This window comes from Streptomyces sp. (assembly GCF_019510245.1).
GTDB lineage: Bacteria > Actinomycetota > Actinomycetes > Streptomycetales > Streptomycetaceae > Streptomyces.
Window position 1 is genome coordinate 1 of record NZ_JAEKKT010000117.1, and the last position, 16,833, is coordinate 16,833.

Annotated in this window: 12 protein-coding genes and 2 pseudogenes; 8 read left to right on the top strand and 6 right to left on the bottom strand. The window is 71.4% G+C overall.

Annotated features, from left to right (window positions below):
* The 4 genes and pseudogenes from JF597_RS08495 to JF597_RS08510 all read left to right on the top strand — a co-directional run.
* Nucleotides 1-474, top strand: a 474-nt coding sequence (locus tag JF597_RS08495; protein ID WP_293991249.1) for a DDE-type integrase/transposase/recombinase, incomplete at its 5' end; no start/stop codon positions are given.
* A 195-nt stretch (nt 475-669) separates the two neighbouring features.
* Nucleotides 670-1,353 (top strand): annotated as a pseudogene (locus tag JF597_RS08500) (IS30 family transposase); the annotation flags it as partial.
* Between the two features lie 64 nt (nt 1,354-1,417).
* Nucleotides 1,418-1,606, top strand: a pseudogene (locus JF597_RS08505) (integrase core domain-containing protein); the annotation flags it as partial.
* Nucleotides 1,607-1,688: 82 nt separating this feature from the next.
* On the top strand, nt 1,689-1,865 hold the full coding sequence (locus JF597_RS08510; protein ID WP_293991772.1) for a hypothetical protein: 177 nt from the start codon (nt 1,689-1,691) through the stop codon (nt 1,863-1,865).
* A 246-nt stretch (nt 1,866-2,111) separates the two neighbouring features.
* Here the strand turns inward: JF597_RS08510 and JF597_RS08515 are convergent, their stop codons facing one another.
* The 6 genes from JF597_RS08515 to JF597_RS08540 form a co-directional block, all read right to left on the bottom strand.
* Nucleotides 2,112-3,929: a hypothetical protein gene (locus JF597_RS08515; protein ID WP_293991251.1), complete on the bottom strand. Its 1,818-nt coding sequence runs from the start codon at nt 3,927-3,929 to the stop codon at nt 2,112-2,114.
* Between the two features lie 48 nt (nt 3,930-3,977).
* A complete protein-coding gene (locus tag JF597_RS08520) occupies nt 3,978-5,705 on the bottom strand; it encodes a hypothetical protein (protein ID WP_293991254.1) in 1,728 nt (575 codons plus the stop codon).
* 2 nt (nt 5,706-5,707) lie between these two features.
* Nucleotides 5,708-6,610: a carbohydrate ABC transporter permease gene (locus tag JF597_RS08525; protein WP_293991256.1), complete on the bottom strand. Its 903-nt coding sequence runs from the start codon at nt 6,608-6,610 to the stop codon at nt 5,708-5,710.
* Nucleotides 6,607-7,518, bottom strand: a complete 912-nt coding sequence (locus JF597_RS08530) for a carbohydrate ABC transporter permease (protein ID WP_293991259.1) — start codon at nt 7,516-7,518, stop codon at nt 6,607-6,609. Before JF597_RS08530 ends, JF597_RS08525 begins: the two co-directional genes overlap by 4 nt.
* Nucleotides 7,519-7,641: 123 nt before the next feature.
* Complete coding sequence (locus JF597_RS08535; RefSeq protein WP_293991262.1) at nt 7,642-8,964, bottom strand: extracellular solute-binding protein; 1,323 nt, start codon at nt 8,962-8,964, stop codon at nt 7,642-7,644.
* Between the two features lie 276 nt (nt 8,965-9,240).
* A complete protein-coding gene (locus tag JF597_RS08540; protein ID WP_293991264.1) occupies nt 9,241-10,374 on the bottom strand; it encodes an ROK family transcriptional regulator in 1,134 nt (377 codons plus the stop codon).
* Nucleotides 10,375-10,699: 325 nt separating this feature from the next.
* Here JF597_RS08540 and JF597_RS08545 point away from each other — a divergent pair, with 325 nt between their 5' ends.
* The 4 genes from JF597_RS08545 (at nt 10,700) to JF597_RS08560 (ending at nt 16,704) form a co-directional block, all read left to right on the top strand.
* Nucleotides 10,700-11,605, top strand: coding sequence for a BadF/BadG/BcrA/BcrD ATPase family protein (locus JF597_RS08545; RefSeq protein ID WP_293991266.1), 906 nt, complete (start codon nt 10,700-10,702; stop codon nt 11,603-11,605).
* Between the two features lie 276 nt (nt 11,606-11,881).
* Entirely contained in the window at nt 11,882-13,813 is a 1,932-nt protein-coding gene (locus JF597_RS08550) for a phosphatase PAP2 family protein (RefSeq protein WP_293991744.1), read from the top strand.
* A gap of 37 nt (nt 13,814-13,850) precedes the next feature.
* On the top strand, nt 13,851-15,602 hold the full coding sequence (locus JF597_RS08555; RefSeq protein WP_293991269.1) for a phospholipid carrier-dependent glycosyltransferase: 1,752 nt from the start codon (nt 13,851-13,853) through the stop codon (nt 15,600-15,602).
* Between the two features lie 178 nt (nt 15,603-15,780).
* A complete protein-coding gene (locus JF597_RS08560) occupies nt 15,781-16,704 on the top strand; it encodes a MurR/RpiR family transcriptional regulator (protein WP_293991271.1) in 924 nt (307 codons plus the stop codon).
* Nucleotides 16,705-16,833 lie beyond the last annotated feature (129 nt).

The following is a 16,833-nucleotide window of genomic DNA, read 5'->3' on the forward strand; positions in this document are numbered from 1 at the left end:
GTGAATACCGTCGCAAAGCTGATGGCCGAGCTCGGGCTGGCCGGACGGAAGGTCCGCCGGCGCCGGTCACTGACCAGGCCGGGCAAGCGGCCCGCGGCCCCGGACTTCGTCCGCCGGGACTTCACCGCCGAGGAGCCTGACCTCGTCTGGGTGGGCGATATCACCGAGATCGACACTGGCGAGGGCAAGCTCTACCTGGCTACGGCGGTCGATCTGTTCTCCCGCCCGCTGCTCGGTTTCGCGATGGGCGCCCGGCATGGCGCCGAGCTGGTGGTGGCCTCACTCAACATGGCGGCGGCCACCCGTGGAGGCGACGCCCGCGGCGTGATCATGCACACGGACAGGGGTAGCGAGGGTGAATTCAACTGGTCGTCGCAACACCCTGATCTCGGAGGCGTGCGACGTGGCCACGGCGGACTGGAGCTTGAAGACCAGCGATGTTCGGGAGGATCGGCGTCGGCAGTGGCAGGCTGACCGTGCGTTGCGGCCGGCGATGCGTTCGCCGGGGCGGCCTGATCCGTCTCGGGTCGTGCAGCACCAGTTCTGGCGACTGATCGCCACGGGGGTCACGACGGTGGAGGCGTCGCTGGCAGTTGGCGTGTCGTGGCCGGTGGGTGCGAGGTGGTTTCGTCACGCTGGCGGCATGCCTCCGATCTCGTTGGCCGAACCCTCAAGCGGGAGCTGGTCGCCTGCCTGCGCACCGGACGGGCACTTCGAGAGCCCCGGGCGAGATCACGGAACAAGCCGCAGGGGCATGTCACCGCGGACGTCGTCTTGAGCGAACGCCCTGCTGAGGCCGCAGACCGTGCTATGCCGGGGCACTGGGAGGGTGACCTGATCATCGGGACCGGCCGGTCCGCCATCGGCACGCTCGTCGAGCGCAGCAGCCGGTCCACGATCCTGGTCCACCTGCCCCGGCTGGAGGGCTGGGCCCAGAAGCCCCCGGAGAGGAACAGCCCGTCGCTGGGCGGCTACGGCGCCGCCGCGATGAACGCCGCGCTGATGGCGTCGGTGACGCGGCTGCCCGAGCAACTGCGCAGGACCCTGACCTGGGACCGCGGGAAGGAGCTCTCCGGCCATGCCCAGTTTACGCTCGAGACCAAGACGAAGGTGTTCTTCGCCGACCCGCACTCGCCCTGGCAGCGTCCGACGAACGAGAACACGAACGGGCTGCTGCGCCAGTACTTCCCCAAGGGGACCGACCTGGCCAGGTGGTCTGCCGAGGACCTCGAGGCCGTCGCCCTGGCGATCAACAACCGACCCCACAAGATCCTCGGCTGGAAGACTCCCGCCGAGGTATTCGGCGAGCACCTACGCTCGCTACAACGGCCCGGTGTTGCAACGACCGGTTGAACTCGCCCAGTACTGCTCACGGCGGTTCAAGAGGGCCTGCCGCAAGCTGAGCATCGTGCAGTCGATGGGCAGAGTCGGATCTTGTTTCGACAACGCCGTGAGCGAGGCGTTCAACATCGTGCTCAAGGTCGAGTACGTCCACCGGCACACCTTCCGCACCCGCACCCAGGCCCGCATCAAGATTGCCACCTGGATCACCGACTTCTACAACACCAGGCGGCTACACAGCGTATGCGGGTTCAAGAGCCCGATCGACTACGAACGCGAGTACAGGGCCAGCCTCGCCGAGGGACTGGCCGCAACAGATCGTCTCCACGCTGCGAGGGGATTGACACATGCTCGCCGATCCGGAGTGGGCAGACCTCCTGACCGACGAGGACAAACGCGCCCTGACCCCGCTGTTCTGGATGCACATCCAGCCCTTCGGCGAGATACGGCTGAATGTGGGCCGCCGTCTTCAGCTCGCCCGGCCCGTCCCGCAGGAGCCAGACCCCGAGCCGGCCGCCGCGTAGCCCGACCCCAGAACCTCAGAGGACCCCGACCGCGGCCGGGGTCCTCTGACATGCGCGCATACGGAGCGCCTTCGATCCAAAAGCTACTGGCGGGTTACTTGTCACGTGGTTCGCCGCTCGTTAACGACACCCCCGTAAAGGGCGCCGGGGGTACCCCCGGCCGAAGGCTGGGGGAGGAACTGCGCGACCAGCCACGACGCCGCCGCAGCCGACAGACGGCATAGCGCGGCGGTGCCGCCGTCGCACTCAGCAGGCAGCGAGAGTCAGCTCGGGCACGCCATGGGCATCCTCGGCCCCGATGACAGCCGTGAACGCCTCGGTGCGCACGGTGAGGTCGCCCTCGAAGGACGGCGCGAAGTCACCGCCGGGCCCGTACCGCACGGCGAACACGTGCAGGTGCTCCGGTGCGCCCGGCGCCGGTTCGGCCTCGTACGCCGTGGAGGCGACCAGGTGGCGCCAGCCCTCGTCCGGGTCGCCGTACCCGCGCGGGTCGGCGGCGAGCGCGAACGCGGCCTGTTCCTGGGTGAGTTCGGCACGCGCGTCGAAGTGGTCCGCGCCCTGCCGGCCGGGATGCGTCAGCCGCAGGGCTCCCGCCGCGGCGGCCTCGCCCTCGGCGACCCGGCGCACCCGGTCGCCGTCGTCGGCCGCATAGGGCAGCCCGGCCAGCAGGTACGGCGTCCCGCCGAGGCGCTCCACGGCCACCGTCACCCACAGCCGGGTGCCGTCCGTGACGTACAGGGAACGCACGTGGCGCAGGACATGGTCCCGCCCCACCACCGGCTTGCCGACCAGCTTGGCGGTCAGGCCGTCGGCACGGACGTCCCGGACCCGGACCTCGCCCATCGGCCTGCAGTACAGGAAGCCGCCCAGGACCGGCCCGAAGCCGTGCTGCCGGTTCACCGCCGCCGGCAGGTAGTAGGTGCCGCCCGCCTCCACCAGGGACGGGGTCATGCGGTGGTCGAAGGCCACCGAGACCGATCCGGCGCGGAGCCGGTGGCGGGCGGGGGCCGTCGACGGTTCGCGGTGCCAGGGGGTGGTGTCCTGGATCTGCCAGACGAGCATCCACGCGAAGTGCCCGTCGACACCGCCGTCCGGCTTGACCGCGTGCCGGCCCCAGTTGGTGTCGCCCCGGTAGCGGCCCAGGTCGGAGCCGATCCGGGCGCCGAAGTAGCGCAGCCCGAGCACCGACTCGAAGCCGGAGTGCTGTTCGCTGTAGCGGGGCCCGCCGTTGTCGAAGCCGCCGTTCGGCAGGCGGGCGTCGATGTAGCGGGCGAGCGCGTCGCCGTCCTCGGCGAACATCTCCGCGCCGCTGATCCGGTGCGCCTGGGCGAGGAAGGACAGCGAGATGGGGCCGTAGTTGTTGTCGTAGGCGCCGCCGTGCTCGGGCGGCAGCAGCGCGCCCCGGTCGAGGACTCGGTGGGCGCGGATCCTGTCGGTGTACAGGGCGAGTGCCCGCTCGCGGACCGGCTGCGCCACCTCGGGCGGGAGGTGCCGGGCCAGCATCAGCCCGCCGACCACACACCCGATGGCCTGGTTGCCGGCCTCCTGCGGGTTGAAGAAGGTGGCCTCGGTCAGCCAGCGCCAGTAGCCGCGGCCCAGCTCGACCAGCTCCGCGCGCGGTCCGTCGTCGACGAGGCCGTCGGAGAGGTCGAGGACGTTCACGGCCTGGAGCAGCGCCCAGACCGTGCTGGGCCAGTCCCCGATCGGGTGCGCGCCCGCCTCCAGGACGTAACGGGCGTACGGGAGACCGGAGTCGCGGACGGTGAGGTTCGGGTAGCCGGGGTTGTCCCCGGTGTAGACCCGTTCACGCAGATGGAAGGCGAGGCTGCGGCGCACCGCCTCCGGCAGCCGCGGGTCCTTGGACCGCTGCCAGGCCAGGGCCAGCAGGGAGGTGACGCCGAGGGAGGTGTCGCCGATGTCGTCGTCCGCGTCGGGGTGTTCGAGGTTGCCCTCGGGGGTGAGGCGGGCCAGGGCCTGTTCGGCGACGTCGGCGAGGACCGCGTCGTACGCCTCGGGGGTGGACGGCAGGTCGTGCAGCGGGCCGAGCTGGCGCGGCAGGTGCATCGGGGGAGGTCAGCCCTTCGTTGCCGGAGGTGGCCGTGGCGGACATGGTCAGGGTCGGACGCCGGGGGCGGGAGGACGCCGGGCGCGCAGGGTGACGGTCAGTGTCTGCGGGCCGTGCCCACCGAGGTAGACGCGGTTCCCGGTCGTCGCGTCGGTGCCGCCCACCACGGTGTGGTCCTGCCCCGGGTCGTACCGTAGTACGTCGCTCCGCTCCGGTCCGGCGAGCGGTTCGCCGGCCTCGACGGCGGCCTCGACCCGGATCTCGTCGGCACCGGCCCGGTAGGTCACCGGCCCGGTCGTCAGGCACCAGCGTCCGTCGCCGACCGGTACGGCGCCCACTGGCACGCCCCCCGGCCGGAAGGTCAGTTCGAGGGCCCAGGGCACCCGTGGGCCGCTGATGTCGATCCGCAGGTCGGCGCCGTCGTCCCGCAGCTCCGCTTCGACGCGGGTCGTGTGGGAGACCTCGTCCCGAGGCCGGTCCGAGAAGGCCATCGCGGCCGAGAAGCGTCCCTCGTCCGCCACGCGGTAGGCGCCGTCGTCCCGTCGCCGGTCCGGCGGGAGCGGCTGGTAGTAGGCGGCCGTCAGGGTCTCGGTGAGCCGGTACCGGTGACCGGCGACCTGCTGCATGTCGGCTGCGCGGAACGGGCCCAGGTCGAAGAAGCCCCGGGAGAGCCGGACCGCGTCGAGGACGGCGTCGCCGGCGAACAGGCGCAGGAAGGTGGGGTTGCAGGCGAGTCCCGAGCGGATGCGCCGGTGCCCGGGCACGTCCGAGCCGCCGTACAGGACGGTGTGCGCGGTGGCGGAGGCACGTGAGGCGAGGCGCGCCGTGCCGAGGTACCGGTCGCGGGGCAGGGGCTCCGCATCCGGTGCCGGCAGGGCGTGGCACAGGTCGGGGGTGAGGAGGGTCTCGGCGAGCAGGCCGGGGTCGTCGACCCCGCCGGCCGCTGCCAGGCGCGCCGCCCGGGCGAAGTCGCCCCGGCCGGTGCGGACCGCGAGCAGCCGGTAGTGCGGCAGGTACGGCGCCAGCGGGAACGGATGGTGCTGGTCCTGCCGGCGCGAGTGGACGGTCTCCACCGTGCCGTCCGGCCTGATCAGGTCCAGGGTCGCGGTGAGGTTGCGTTCGACGGCGTCCCGCAGGTCGGGGCGGCCGAGGACGTCGGCCAGGAGCAGCAGCGACGGGTTGGAGACGTGGGCCGCGTAGTTGGCGCTGCGCTCCGAGTACAGGCCGTCCGCGTCGATGTCGACGCCCTCGGCGAGCCATGCGTCGATGCGGTCGAGCAGCCTGCTGTCCGGGAACGACCGGTGCAGCCGGGCCAGCGCCGCGCACAGTTCCCAGCGGTGGTTCGGGGTGTGCACCCCGCCGGTGAGGAGGGCGGCGGAGGCGGCGCCGGCGATCTCGGCGAGCGCGGCCGTGACGTCGCACAGTTCCGGTCCCGCGCCGGCGGCGAGGACGTGCGCGTCGCACACGTCGTTCACGGTGAACGCGGAGTCCGGCGGTGACTGCACGTTGTCGCCGCCGGCGAAGAGGCCGGAGGCGGTCTGCGCGGCCAGCAGGGCGCGGAGGTGGGTCAGCGCGGCGGCGACGGCCCGGCTGCTGCCGTGCAGTGCCGAGTCCGCGGAGCGGTACGCCGCGACCAGGGTCTTCACCCGGCGGGCCAGGACGCGGTGGGTCACACCGGCGGGTTCCTCCTCGGGGCGGGCCGCCAGCGGGGCGGCCGACCGGTCGGCGGCTCCGGCCACCGCGCGGAGGAACTCGTGGTCGAGCGGGGTGGGCACGGTCAGTCCTTCAGTCCGGCGTTGATGTCGGCGCCCATGACGTAGCGCTGGAAGACCAGGAAGATCACGATCAGCGGGATCATGGAGATGACCGAGGCGCCGAGCAGGACCGACCAGTTGATGTTCTGCGCGCCGACGATGCTCTGGATGCCGATCTGCACGGTGAACTTGTTGGGGTCGTTGAGCATCAGCAGCGGCCAGATGTAGTCGTTCCACCGCCACTGGAAGGACAGGATGGCGAGGGTCAGCATGATGGGCCGGGAGAGCGGCACCATGATCCGCAGGAAGATCGACAGTTCGCGGGCACCGTCGATGCGCGCCGCTTCCACGAGTTCGTCGGGAACCGTCAGGAAGAACTGGCGGAACATGAAGCATCCGGTCGCGGTGAGCACCGCCGGGAGGATGATGCCGGCGAACGAGTTGTACAGGCCGAGGTTGCGAACCACCAGGAACTCCGGGGCCAGCATGACCTCACCCGGCAGCATCGTGGTGGCCAGGATGCAGATGAAGAACGCCTTGAGCCATCTGTTGTCGTATTTGGCCAGCGCGTACCCGGTGCAGCAGCTCACTCCCACCGTGAGGATCGTCGTGATCACACACACGATGGTCGTGTTGATGAAGAACTGGGAGAAGTTGGCACTGCGCCACGCCGTCAGGTACCCGGACAGGGTGGGGTGGTGCGGAACCAGCGTCAGCGGATAGGAGAACAGGTCGCTGGCCGGCTTGAGGGAGCTGAGGATGAACCACAGCACCGGTAGCCCGTAGAGGCACGCGAGGATCCACAGCAGGGTGGTCGCGGACACCGCCTGTCGGATCCCACCGCTCGCCGCGGCGCGGGTCCGCTTCTTGGAAACAGTCCGACCGGGATCGGCGTCGGCGTTGCGAGGCATGTCTGTGGTTGTCATCGGTTCTCCACCCGCCGGTTGACGATCAGCTGGATGATCGCGACGGCCATCAGGATGAGCATGAGCACGAACGACGCGGCGCTCGCATAGCCGATCTGGCCCCGTTGGAAGCCGGTCTGGTAGATGTACTGGACAAGCAGGTTGTTCGACGTTCCGGGTCCGCCGTTGTTCAGGGAGACGAACACCGGATATTCCTTCATCGCGTTGATCGTGTTGAGCAGGACGACGATGAAGGAGGTCGGTGCGATGCTCGGCAGCGTGATGCTCAAGAACTGGCGCCATGGTCCGGCGCCGTCGAGCGATGCCGCCTCGTAGTACGACACCGGTACGTTCTTGATCGCCGCGATGAACAGCAGCATCGTGAAACCCGTCCACATCCAGGACGCCGCCATCACCACCACGAGCAGCGACAGGTCCGCGTTCGACTGCCACGGAACGGCACTGCCGCCGAGCTTCTCGATGACGTAGTTGACCAGGCCGAAGTTCTCACCGAACAGCCACCGCCACAGCACACCCACGACGATGGGCGACAGCAGCCACGGGATGAAGAAGATGACGCGGGCGACGGACGAGCCCTTGGCGTGCTTGTTCACCACCAGGTTGGCGGCGAGCAGCGAGAGCGCGAAGTTCAGCGGCACGAAGAGCACGGTGTACAGAAGCGTCCGGGTCAGCGCGTCGTAGAACGTGGAGTCCCCGAACAGGTTGTGGTAGTTGTCCAGTCCGATGAACTGGAACGCGCCCACACCGGTGTAGTTCGTGAAGGAGTAGACGAGCCCGATCACCGCCGGCCAGACGAAGAACAGCGCGAAGAGCACGACATTGGCCGCAATGAGGGTGAGCGGCGCAAGGGTGTACTTACTGCGTCTTCTGGGCGGGCTCGCGGACACGGCCGAGGCGCGTTTTGTCATCTTCCTGACTCCGTGCTGGTGGAATGGGTTGCGGTGGGTTCACGCGATGAGCCCGGCATCACGTGGTTGGCCAGGGCGGGGCGGCGGGGGCTCGGTCCCGCCGCCCGGCCCTGGGGTCTGCGATCAGCCGCCGACCTGCTGGTTGTAGCCGGCCACGATGTTCTCCAGCGCCTTGTCGGACGACTGCTGGCCGTTGATCGCCTTGCCGAGCTCCGTCTTGGTCGGGTCGGTGGTGAGGCTCTTGCCCTTCAGCACCCAGTCCGTCTGCGCACCGTTGAAGTAGCCGGAGATCGGGGCGTACAGCGGGATCTCCTCGTTGTACAGCTTGAACGCCGACTGCGCCGCGTCGGACTTGAAGGGGTAGTTCGGGGTCAGGCCGCTCTCGACCGGGAGGAATCCGGAGCTCTCGACCAGCTCGGTGTACTGCTTCGGGTCGTACACCCAGGTCATGAACTTCTTCGCGGCGGTGGCCGCGGCGCCGTTGTTGTTGAAGCCCACCATCAGGCCGCCGCTGTTGACGTCGCTGGCCTGCACGGGCTGGGCGGGGGTCGGGACGCTGGCCCAGTCGAACTTCTTGATGCTGTCCGCGAACGCGGCGACCTGCCACACGCCGGACCAGTAGGCGACCACGTCACCGCTCTGGAACATCGCGGACGGGTCGGCGCCGCTGGTCCACACCGACTTCGGCATGGTCTTGTCGTCGTTCCATCCGACGAAGGTCTTCACGGCCTTCTTGGTCGCCGCGTCCACCGAGAACTTGCCGGAGGAGTCCGCGTGGACGTACTGGCCGCCCATCTCGTACACCATGGCGCGCAGGCGCGACGGCGACTGGTCGAAGGTCAGCGAGTACTTGGCGCCGGTCTTCTCCCGGACCTTGTTCGCGGCCGCGATGAAGTCGGTCCAGGTCCAGGTCTTCGAGGGCGAGGCGGGGAAGGAGACGCCGGCCTTCTTGAAGAGCGTCGTGTTGATGAACAGCCCGGACGCGGTGACGTCCGAGGGGATGGCCAGCACCTTGCCGGACGAGTCCTTCGCCAGGAAGTTGGCGTTGATGTTGTAGCTCTTGTTGCCGGCGATGGAGCTCAGGTCGATCAGCTTGTTCGACCAGATCGGGTCCAGCGCCGGTACGGCCGCCACGTCGGGCAGAGCATTCGCCTGCGCGGAGTTGTGCAGCTTCGTCGTGTAGCCGTCGTAGGGGATGTTGACGAGCTTGACGTCGACGCCGGCTTCCTTCTTGTACTGCGCCACCAGCTTCTTCCAGCCCGCGTCCTGCCCCGGAACCGTGGAGATCCAGAAGGTCAGCGACTTGGAGGTCCCGCCGGAGCCGGAGCCCGAGCCGCAGGCGGAGAGCAGCAGGGCTCCTGCCGCGGTCGCGGCAGCGAGGGGAACAAGGCGGCGCATACCGCCGCGGCCGAGTCGGCTGGAACGCCGCACACCCACAGTGGTCATCTTCGATCCCATTTCTTCGGAGGGACGGAGCACGGCGCCGGCTGAGGCGGCACGGGTGCATTTTGAAGGAAAAGTCGCTTTCCGGGGGGCGCGGCCTCGCCCGGCCGCATCGTCCACGCGGGGCGAGATCCCCGGCCGTCCTGGCCGTCACCGCACGGACACGCCCTCGTGTGGTTGCCGTACGTCGTGTACGGGCTGGGAGGCTCACCCCAAGCCGGTGTCCCGACCGACTTAGAAAGCGCTTGTCCGGACATTGGCAGACCGATCAGGAAGCCGTCAATCCTTCACCTGCGCGCCTTCGGTCACGGTTTGGACTCCCTTGGCCACGGCGAGCCGGGCGGCACCCACCACGGTACCCAGATCGCCGATCTGGCTGCTGACCACCTCGGTGGGCCAGCTCAGCCGCCCCAGCTCGGCCCGCACCCCGGGCAGGACCTGCGGGTCCGCGCCCGTGCTGCCGCCCAGCACGATCAGCCCCGGGTCCAGTACGGCGGCCACCGCGGCGGCCAGCCGGCCCACGTCGGCGGCGTGCCGGGCGACCACGGCACGGGCGGGCTCCCGGCCCTGGGCCGCCAGCGCGAAGAGCCGGTCGGCGGTGCGCGGGGGCGGGCCGTCGGCCTCCCGCCAGGCCTCGGCGGCGCGGCGCAGCAGGGCCTGCGAGCCGACGTAGGCCTCCAGGGCCTCCTGACGGGGCTCCCGGTCGTCGTCCCAGGGGTAGGGCAGCCGGGCGAGCTCACCGGCCGCGCCGTTGGCGCCGCGCAGCACGTGGCCGCCGATGACGATGCCCAGACCGATACCGACACCGATCCGCAGGTAGCCGAAGGTGCGCCGGCCCCGGGCTGCACCCTCGTGGAGTTCGGCGAGGGCCGCGCAGTTCACGTTGTTCTCCAGGTGGACGGGGACTCCGGGCGGCAGGGCGACGGAGACCGCGTCGAAGACGGGCCCGGCCTTGGCGGTCGCCGGGCGCATGCCGGTGCCCGCCCGGTCGGGGGCGGTGACGTCACCGACGGCGACGACGATGGCCCGCAGCGGGGCGCCCGCCGGCAGCGCGGCCAGCGCCTCGCGGACGGCGTCGGCGGCCCGGGGGCGGGGCGTGTCCGCCTCGGCGAGCAGGGCACCGTCCAGGGCGCAGGCGCGGACCCGGATCCGGGCCGGGCCCAGGTCGACCGCGAGGACCGAGCCGGCGGCGGGTCCGAGACCGTAGACGGCGGCGGACCGCCCGGTGCCGCCGGAGGCGGTGCCGGAGTGGGTGGCCAGTCCCGCCCCCTCCAGTTCCGCGACGGCGGCGGAGACCGTCGGCTTGGACAGGCCCGCGAGGCTCGCGAGCTGCGGCCGGGTGGCGCTGCCGGCTTGTGCGAGCACGGCGAAGACCGCGCCGGCGCTCTCGGTGAGCCGGGAGGCCTCAGCCACGACGTGTTCCACAGTTCCCCCATGGGTCAGGGGCCGCGCTCCCCCGGTGTGGCGGGATGCGGCGATATGCGGTGCCGTTGTGCCGCGCGGTTCTGGCCTCGACAACGTCCCGTCGATCGAGTCCGCGGCAACTCTTGACGCACTGTACTTCGTTAGTTAACTTCCTAACGAAGTACACGGTACTCGCCTGCCGTGCTCCGCAAGAAGCCCGTCCCGGGGCTTCCCTACGTGCTCAACTCCTGTTCGGCCAGAAACGGTTCGCCCGCCGTCGCAGCACAGTGCCAGGCTCTTCGGCGCTGTCCGCTCAGACGACGAAAGAGGATCCGTGCAGGACGCTCCTTCTTCTCCGCTCGTGGTCGGCATCGACGTGGGCGGCACCAAGACCCAGCTCCGCGCCCTCGCCGGCCGGGACCGGGTCGCCGACCACGTCCGCCCGAGCAGCGGCTGGCGGCCGCACGACGCGGCCGCCGCGGCCCGCTGGCTGACCGCGCTGGTCCACGACGCACTGCCCCCCGGTACCCGCCCGGCCTCCCTGGCCGTCGGCGGGCACGCCTGTGAGACCCCCCGCCAGTGCGCCGGCATCGCCGCCGCCCTGCGGGACCTCCTCGACGTGCCGGTCCGGGTGGTGGGCGACGCCGAGCTCCTCGTCCCCGCCGCCGGCCTGGACAAGGGCGTCGGCCTGGTCGCCGGCACCGGCTCGGTGGCCGTCGGCCGGCAGGCCGACGGCAGCCCCGTGCAGGTGGGCGGCTGGGGCGCGGTCCTCGGCGACGAGGGCGGCGCCGCCGGGCTCGTCCGGGAGGCCGCCCGCGCCGTCTGGGCCGCGCACGACCGCGGCGAGGCGCCCGACGCGCTCACGACCGGCCTCGTCGCCGCCTTCGGGGTGGCGGAGGTGCCCGCGCTCGGCGCCGCGCTGGAGGGCGCCGCCGACGTCTCCGCGGAGTGGGGCCGGCACGCACCGGTGCTCTTCGCCGCGGCCGACGCGGGCTCCCGGCTCGCCGCGGACGTGATAGCCGACGGCGGCCGTGCCCTCGCCGGCCTGGTGGCCCGGCTCGCCGACCGCGGCCTCGCCGTGGACGACGTGGTGGTCGCGGGCGGCACGATCCTCTCCCAGCCGCGCCTGTACGACGCCTTCGCCGCCGCGCTCGCCGCATCCGTACCGGGAGCGCGGCCCCAGCCGTTGCGGCTCCCGCCGGTCGAGGGAGCGGTGGCCCTGGCGCGTTCGATCCTGTGAGGAACTGTCCGCAGCCCGTCCGTCCCGCACGCCTGGACCACGGGCCGTTCGACGCTGCGAACGCGCAGGTCCCGGGCGGTTCTTCCGATGAACCACAGGGCTGTCGTTCAACTCCGGGTCACCCGGCGGTCGTCGGACGATGACCGCCAGGACACGAACTCGCCCTAGAACTTCGCTCGTTCAACACTTTTCCCACGCGATCCCGCACGCTCACGCGCATCCGGAGCACCGGCCGTCCGCGTGAACTCCCCCGAAGAACTCATGAGAGGCACCTCCATGCCGTCACCTGCCGGGCACCACCCCGCTTCTCCGGCCCGTGGACTCGCCGTCGGCCGACGCGGGTTCCTGAAGACCTCGCTCGGCGCGTCGGCGGGTGTGCTGGCGGCCCCGACCTTCGTCGGCTGGCTCGCGGCCGCCGACGCCAAGGCCGCCACGGCCCTGGCATTCGTCGACGACTACAAGACGAACATCAGCACCAACCTCACCGCCGACACCAACGCGGTGGTCCGCATCCTCGGCGGCTTCGCCCGGATATGGAAGACCGGTTCCGCCTGGAACACCGGCAGCGTGCTGCGCGCCGACATCCTGCGCGACAACATGCGCTACTGCGCCAAGATCACCAGGAAGCGCAGCGCCGCCGACGCCAAGAAGGCGTTCATCTACGACCGCCAGCACCAGAGCTACGCGATGATCGCCGGCCTCGGTCCGCTCGCCGACCTCTACAAGGCCGGTTCCCTCGCGGTCACCTCGATCACCAGCGCCCCCGACGGCACTCCCGCCACCACCGTCAGCGACGCCGTCCCGGCCGACGCCCCGGCGGGCGCGGCGCTCGGCGCGGGCTCGCACGAGTCGGCGCTCGGCAAGGTGGCCACCCTCGTCGACACGCTGCGCGGCAACTACGCCTCCGGCAACCCGTCCAAGTACGCCTACCAGTACCCGCGTCCGTGGCGGATGAACGAGGACAGCGAGGTCGTCGACACCGGAAGGACCGACGCGTACGGCTTCCCGGTGTACGACTCCGAGGTGGCCGTCGCCCCGCAGCTGCTGCGCCAGCGCAGCACCTCCCCCACCGACGACGGCGGTTTCCCCTCCGGCCACACCAACGCCTTCCACCTGGCGGGCCTGGCCTACGCGTACGCGGTGCCGGAACGCTTCCAGGAGCTGGTCACCCGCGCCCTGGAGCTGAGCGACACCCGGATCGTCGCCGGTATGCACAACACGGTCGACGTGATCGGCGGCCGCATCATGGCCACCGCGCTGGCCGCCGCCACCCTCGCCGACCCGGCCAACGCCGACCTGAAGGCGGCCGCCCGCGCCCAGGCGCTCGCCTACTTCGAGGCGCAGACCGGCTCCACCGCCGACACCCTGTACGCCTACGCCCACTCGGCCGACACCGCGACCGACCCGTACGCCGACCGCGAGGCCAACGAGCGCGCGGCCACGCCCCGGCTGACGTACATCCTGGACCGGGAGGGCCGCGAGCTGCCGTTCGACGTGCCCAAGGGCGCAGAGGTGCTGCTGGAGACCCGCCAGCCGTACCTCACCGCCGACCAGCGCCGCGAGGTGCTGCGCACCACCGGCCTGCCGTCCGGGTACGTGCTGCTGGACGGCCCGGAGCAGTGGGGCCGCCTCAACCTGTTCGCCGCCGCGGACGGTTACGGCGCCTTCGACACGGACGTCACGGTCACCCTGGACGCGGCGGCCGGCGGCTTCGCGGCGGCCGACAGCTGGCGCAACGACATCGACGGCCGCGGCGGGCTGACCAAGAAGGGCACCGGCACGCTGACCCTGACCGGCGACAACCGCTACCGGGGCGGCACCGTGCTGGCCGCCGGCACCCTGGTCGCCGCCTCCGAGGACGCGCTGGGCCGCGGTGACGTCCGGGTCTCGGCCGGTACCCTGCGCGTCGCCGGGGAGCTGTTCGTGCGCGGCACGTACACGCAGGACGCGGGCACCCTGGAGGTCACCCTGGCCAAGGGCCGCAAGGCGCCGCTGACGGTCAAGCACCTGGCCGTCCTGGGCCGGGGCACAACCCTGTCCCTGGAGCTCGACACCGAGCGCCCGCCGGCCGCGGGCAGCACCCTCCCGGTCGTCGACGCTCCGCGGCTGCGCGGGCAGTTCGACAAGGTGGAGCTGAACTCCGCCACGCTGCGGGCCGTACCCGTCTACACGGCAGACGGTCTGTCGGTACGACTCGTGAAGCGGTGACGCGCCCGGTGGCGGGAGCGATGCGACAGTAGGGCCCATGACTGCTCGTGATCGCTCCCGTCACCGTGGGCCCGGTGTCCCCGCGGGGCGGATGATGGCAAGCGAACAGCAGTCGGTGCTCGAACCCGACGTCCCCGGCATCGCCGCCGGTCCCGGGCCGCTCCCCCGGCCCTCCGCCGCGGTGCGGCTGACCGCCGCCCTGCGCGCCCGCCGCCGGTGGCTGGTCCCGGTCCTCACGGTGCTGCTGCTCGCCCAGATGGCGGCGGCGATGGTGACCACCGCGGCCCAGCAGACGCCCACCATCGACGAGCCGGTCTACGTGGCCACGGCCACCGACTACCTCCACGAGCACCGGGTGCGCTACAACGCCGAGCACCCGCCGCTCGGCAAGCTCGTCATCATGGCCGGCATCGCCGTCGCCGGCCCGCACTACGACCCGTCGTACCGGGGCGACCAGGGGCAGGTGGGCCGGCACCTGCTGTACTCGTCGGGCAACGACCCCTGGCGGGTGATGCTGTGGGCGCGGCTGCCGGTGATCGTGCTGACGCTGCTGTTCGGCCTGGTCGTCCTCGCCTTCGCCCGCGAGGTTCTCGGTACGGCCGCGGGGCTGCTGGCGCTCGCCCTCTACTGCTTCTCGCCGGACGTCATCGCGCACGGCTCGCTGGCCACCCTGGACGTGCCGTCGGCCGGGTTCGTGCTGACGTCCGCGTGGCTGGTGTGGCGGGCCCGGCGCCGGCCGCGGCGGTATCTGCCCCTGGCCGGGGCCGCGTTGGGGGCCTCGGTGGCGACGAAGATGAGCGCGCTGCCCGCCGTGCCGGTGCTCGTGGCACTGGCGGTGGTGTCGGTGTGGGGCGCGCGCCCCGGCCGCGCGCTGCGCGCCGTGGCGGCCTCGGCCGTGGTCGCCGTGACCGCGGTCGCCGTCGTGTGGCTCTCCTACCTCGCGGTCGACCCACGGCTGCGTCTCCTGTCCGCCGAGCCCACTCCGGCGGTGCACGGTCTGCGCGGACTCCTGGTCGACCTGATGCCCTTTCCGCGGTCCTACCGGGACGGCATGCGGATGCAGTTCGCCCTGGAGGACCACCCCTGGCAGGGCTATCTGTTCGGGCACCTGTACACCGGCTCCCGCTGGTACTACCTGCCGGCCGCCCTGCTGGTGAAGACCCCGCTCGGCATGCTGGCACTGTGGGCGGCCGGTGCCGTCGCGCTGGTGGCGGTACGGCGGCTGCGGCGGGCCGCGCCCTACCTGCTGGTGCCGCCTGCCGTGCTGCTGGCCTCGGCGATGACCGGGTCACGGGACTTCGGGACGCGCTACGCGGTCTTCATGCCGATGTTCCTCGCGGTGGCCGGGGCCGCGGCCCTGACGGTGCGCCGGCGCTGGGCGCGGCCGGTGGGCGGGGCGCTGGTGCTGTTCGTCGCGGTGAGCTCGCTGCGGACGTTCCCGTTCTATCTGCCGTACGCCAACGAGGCGTTCGGGGGTCCGGCGAAGACGCATCTGTGGCTGCACGACTCCAACGTGGACTGGGGGCAGGACCTGGGCCGGCTCGCCGACCGGCTGCGGGAGCACTACCCGGGCGAACGGATCTGGCTGGTCTACAAGGGCAGTGGCGTCCCGGAGTACTACGGGATCCATGCCGCCGACCCCCGCAACGTGCCGCCCGGGAGGGTGCACGGGCTGCTGGTCGTCTCGGACTCGTCGGCCGCCAAGGCACGGGGCAGGCTGGCCGAATTGATCGGCACCAGCCGTCCGGTCGATGATGTCGGTCATTCGATCACCATCTACCGGCGCTGACCGCACGGTCCACCGGCGACGGCCACCGCATTCGTCGCCGGTGAGCGCCCAGTTCCCGGGGCCGGCTCCGCATCCGGAGCGTGCGGCCGCCGGGTCGGTCCGGCGTACCGCACAAGCCCTGGTCACCACGGTCCGTGAGCTATGTTGAGTCCTCGTGGGAGACAAAGGAGGCGCTTCGGTGCCATCGCCGCAGCAGGCACGTGCACAGGCATCCGCGATCACCTCGGGCAAAACCGTGCCGGAGGCGGAGGCCGCGCCCACCTCCCAGCTCCGTGGGCTCTTCGACGGTCCCCGGCTCTCCCCCGGCCAGCGCCGCATCGCCCAGTACCTGATCGACCACATCACCGAGGCGGCCTTCCTGTCGATCACCGACCTCGCCGAGCGGGTCGGGGTCAGCCAGCCGTCGGTGACCAGGTTCGCGGGCGCGGTCGGCTTCAGCGGCTACCCCGCGCTGCGCGAGCGGCTCCAGTCGATCGCGCTGCGCACCCTGGCCGGCGGCACCGGGGCCGCCACCGAGCAGCGCAGCAACGAACTCCAGGCCGCCGTCGACGCCGAGATCGAGAACCTGGAGAACCTGCGCCGGGACTTCGCCGACCCGGACCGGGTGATCTGGATCGGCCGCGAGCTGTCCCAGTCGTCCCCGCTGACCGTGCTGGGCCTGCGCATCTCCGTCTCGCTGGCGGAGTACTTCGCCTACGCCGCCCGCCGTATCCACCCCGACGTACGGTTGGTGACCCGGGGCGGCAGCGTGGCCTACGACGCGCTGCTGCAGTCACGCGAGGCGGGCGGCACCTGGGTGCTGGCGTTCGGCATGCCGCGGCACGCACAGGAGACGCTGACCGCGATCCGGGTGGCGCGCACGGCGGGACTGCGGGTCGCGCTGGTGACCGACCTGGCGCTCGGCGCGCTGGCCGACGAGGCCGACGTCACCTTCAGCACCGGCATCGGGTCCCGTCTGGTCTTCGACACATACGCGGCACCCGGCCTGATGGCCGCCGCCCTGCTCCAGGCCATGACCGACGCCGACCCCGGGCGGACCCAGGCGCGGCTGGAGGAGTACGAGCAGGTCGCCGAGGAACACCAGTTCTTCCTCAAGGACTGACCTCGAGGACTGAACGCCGGCCTCGGGCCCGACGTCCCCCGCACCGCCTCGTAAGGGGAGTATTCACCTCATTTCACGCATGAATGTTTTCATACGTCTTGCAAACCGGACGGCATATATAAATACTGC

What these genes read in the sequence shown, in the direction of transcription:
- JF597_RS08515 (WP_293991251.1), bottom strand. Translation starts at nt 3,929, where the DNA reads ATGCACCTGCCGCGCCAGCTCGGCCCGCTGCACGACCTGCCGTCCACC.
- JF597_RS08525 (WP_293991256.1), bottom strand. Translation starts at nt 6,610, where the DNA reads ATGACAACCACAGACATGCCTCGCAACGCCGACGCCGATCCCGGTCGG.
- JF597_RS08550 (WP_293991744.1), top strand. Translation starts at nt 11,882, where the DNA reads ATGCCGTCACCTGCCGGGCACCACCCCGCTTCTCCGGCCCGTGGACTC.
- JF597_RS08530 (WP_293991259.1), bottom strand. Translation starts at nt 7,518, where the DNA reads ATGACAAAACGCGCCTCGGCCGTGTCCGCGAGCCCGCCCAGAAGACGC.
- JF597_RS08535 (WP_293991262.1), bottom strand. Translation starts at nt 8,964, where the DNA reads ATGACCACTGTGGGTGTGCGGCGTTCCAGCCGACTCGGCCGCGGCGGT.
- JF597_RS08510 (WP_293991772.1), top strand. Translation starts at nt 1,689, where the DNA reads ATGCTCGCCGATCCGGAGTGGGCAGACCTCCTGACCGACGAGGACAAA.
- JF597_RS08555 (WP_293991269.1), top strand. Translation starts at nt 13,851, where the DNA reads ATGACTGCTCGTGATCGCTCCCGTCACCGTGGGCCCGGTGTCCCCGCG.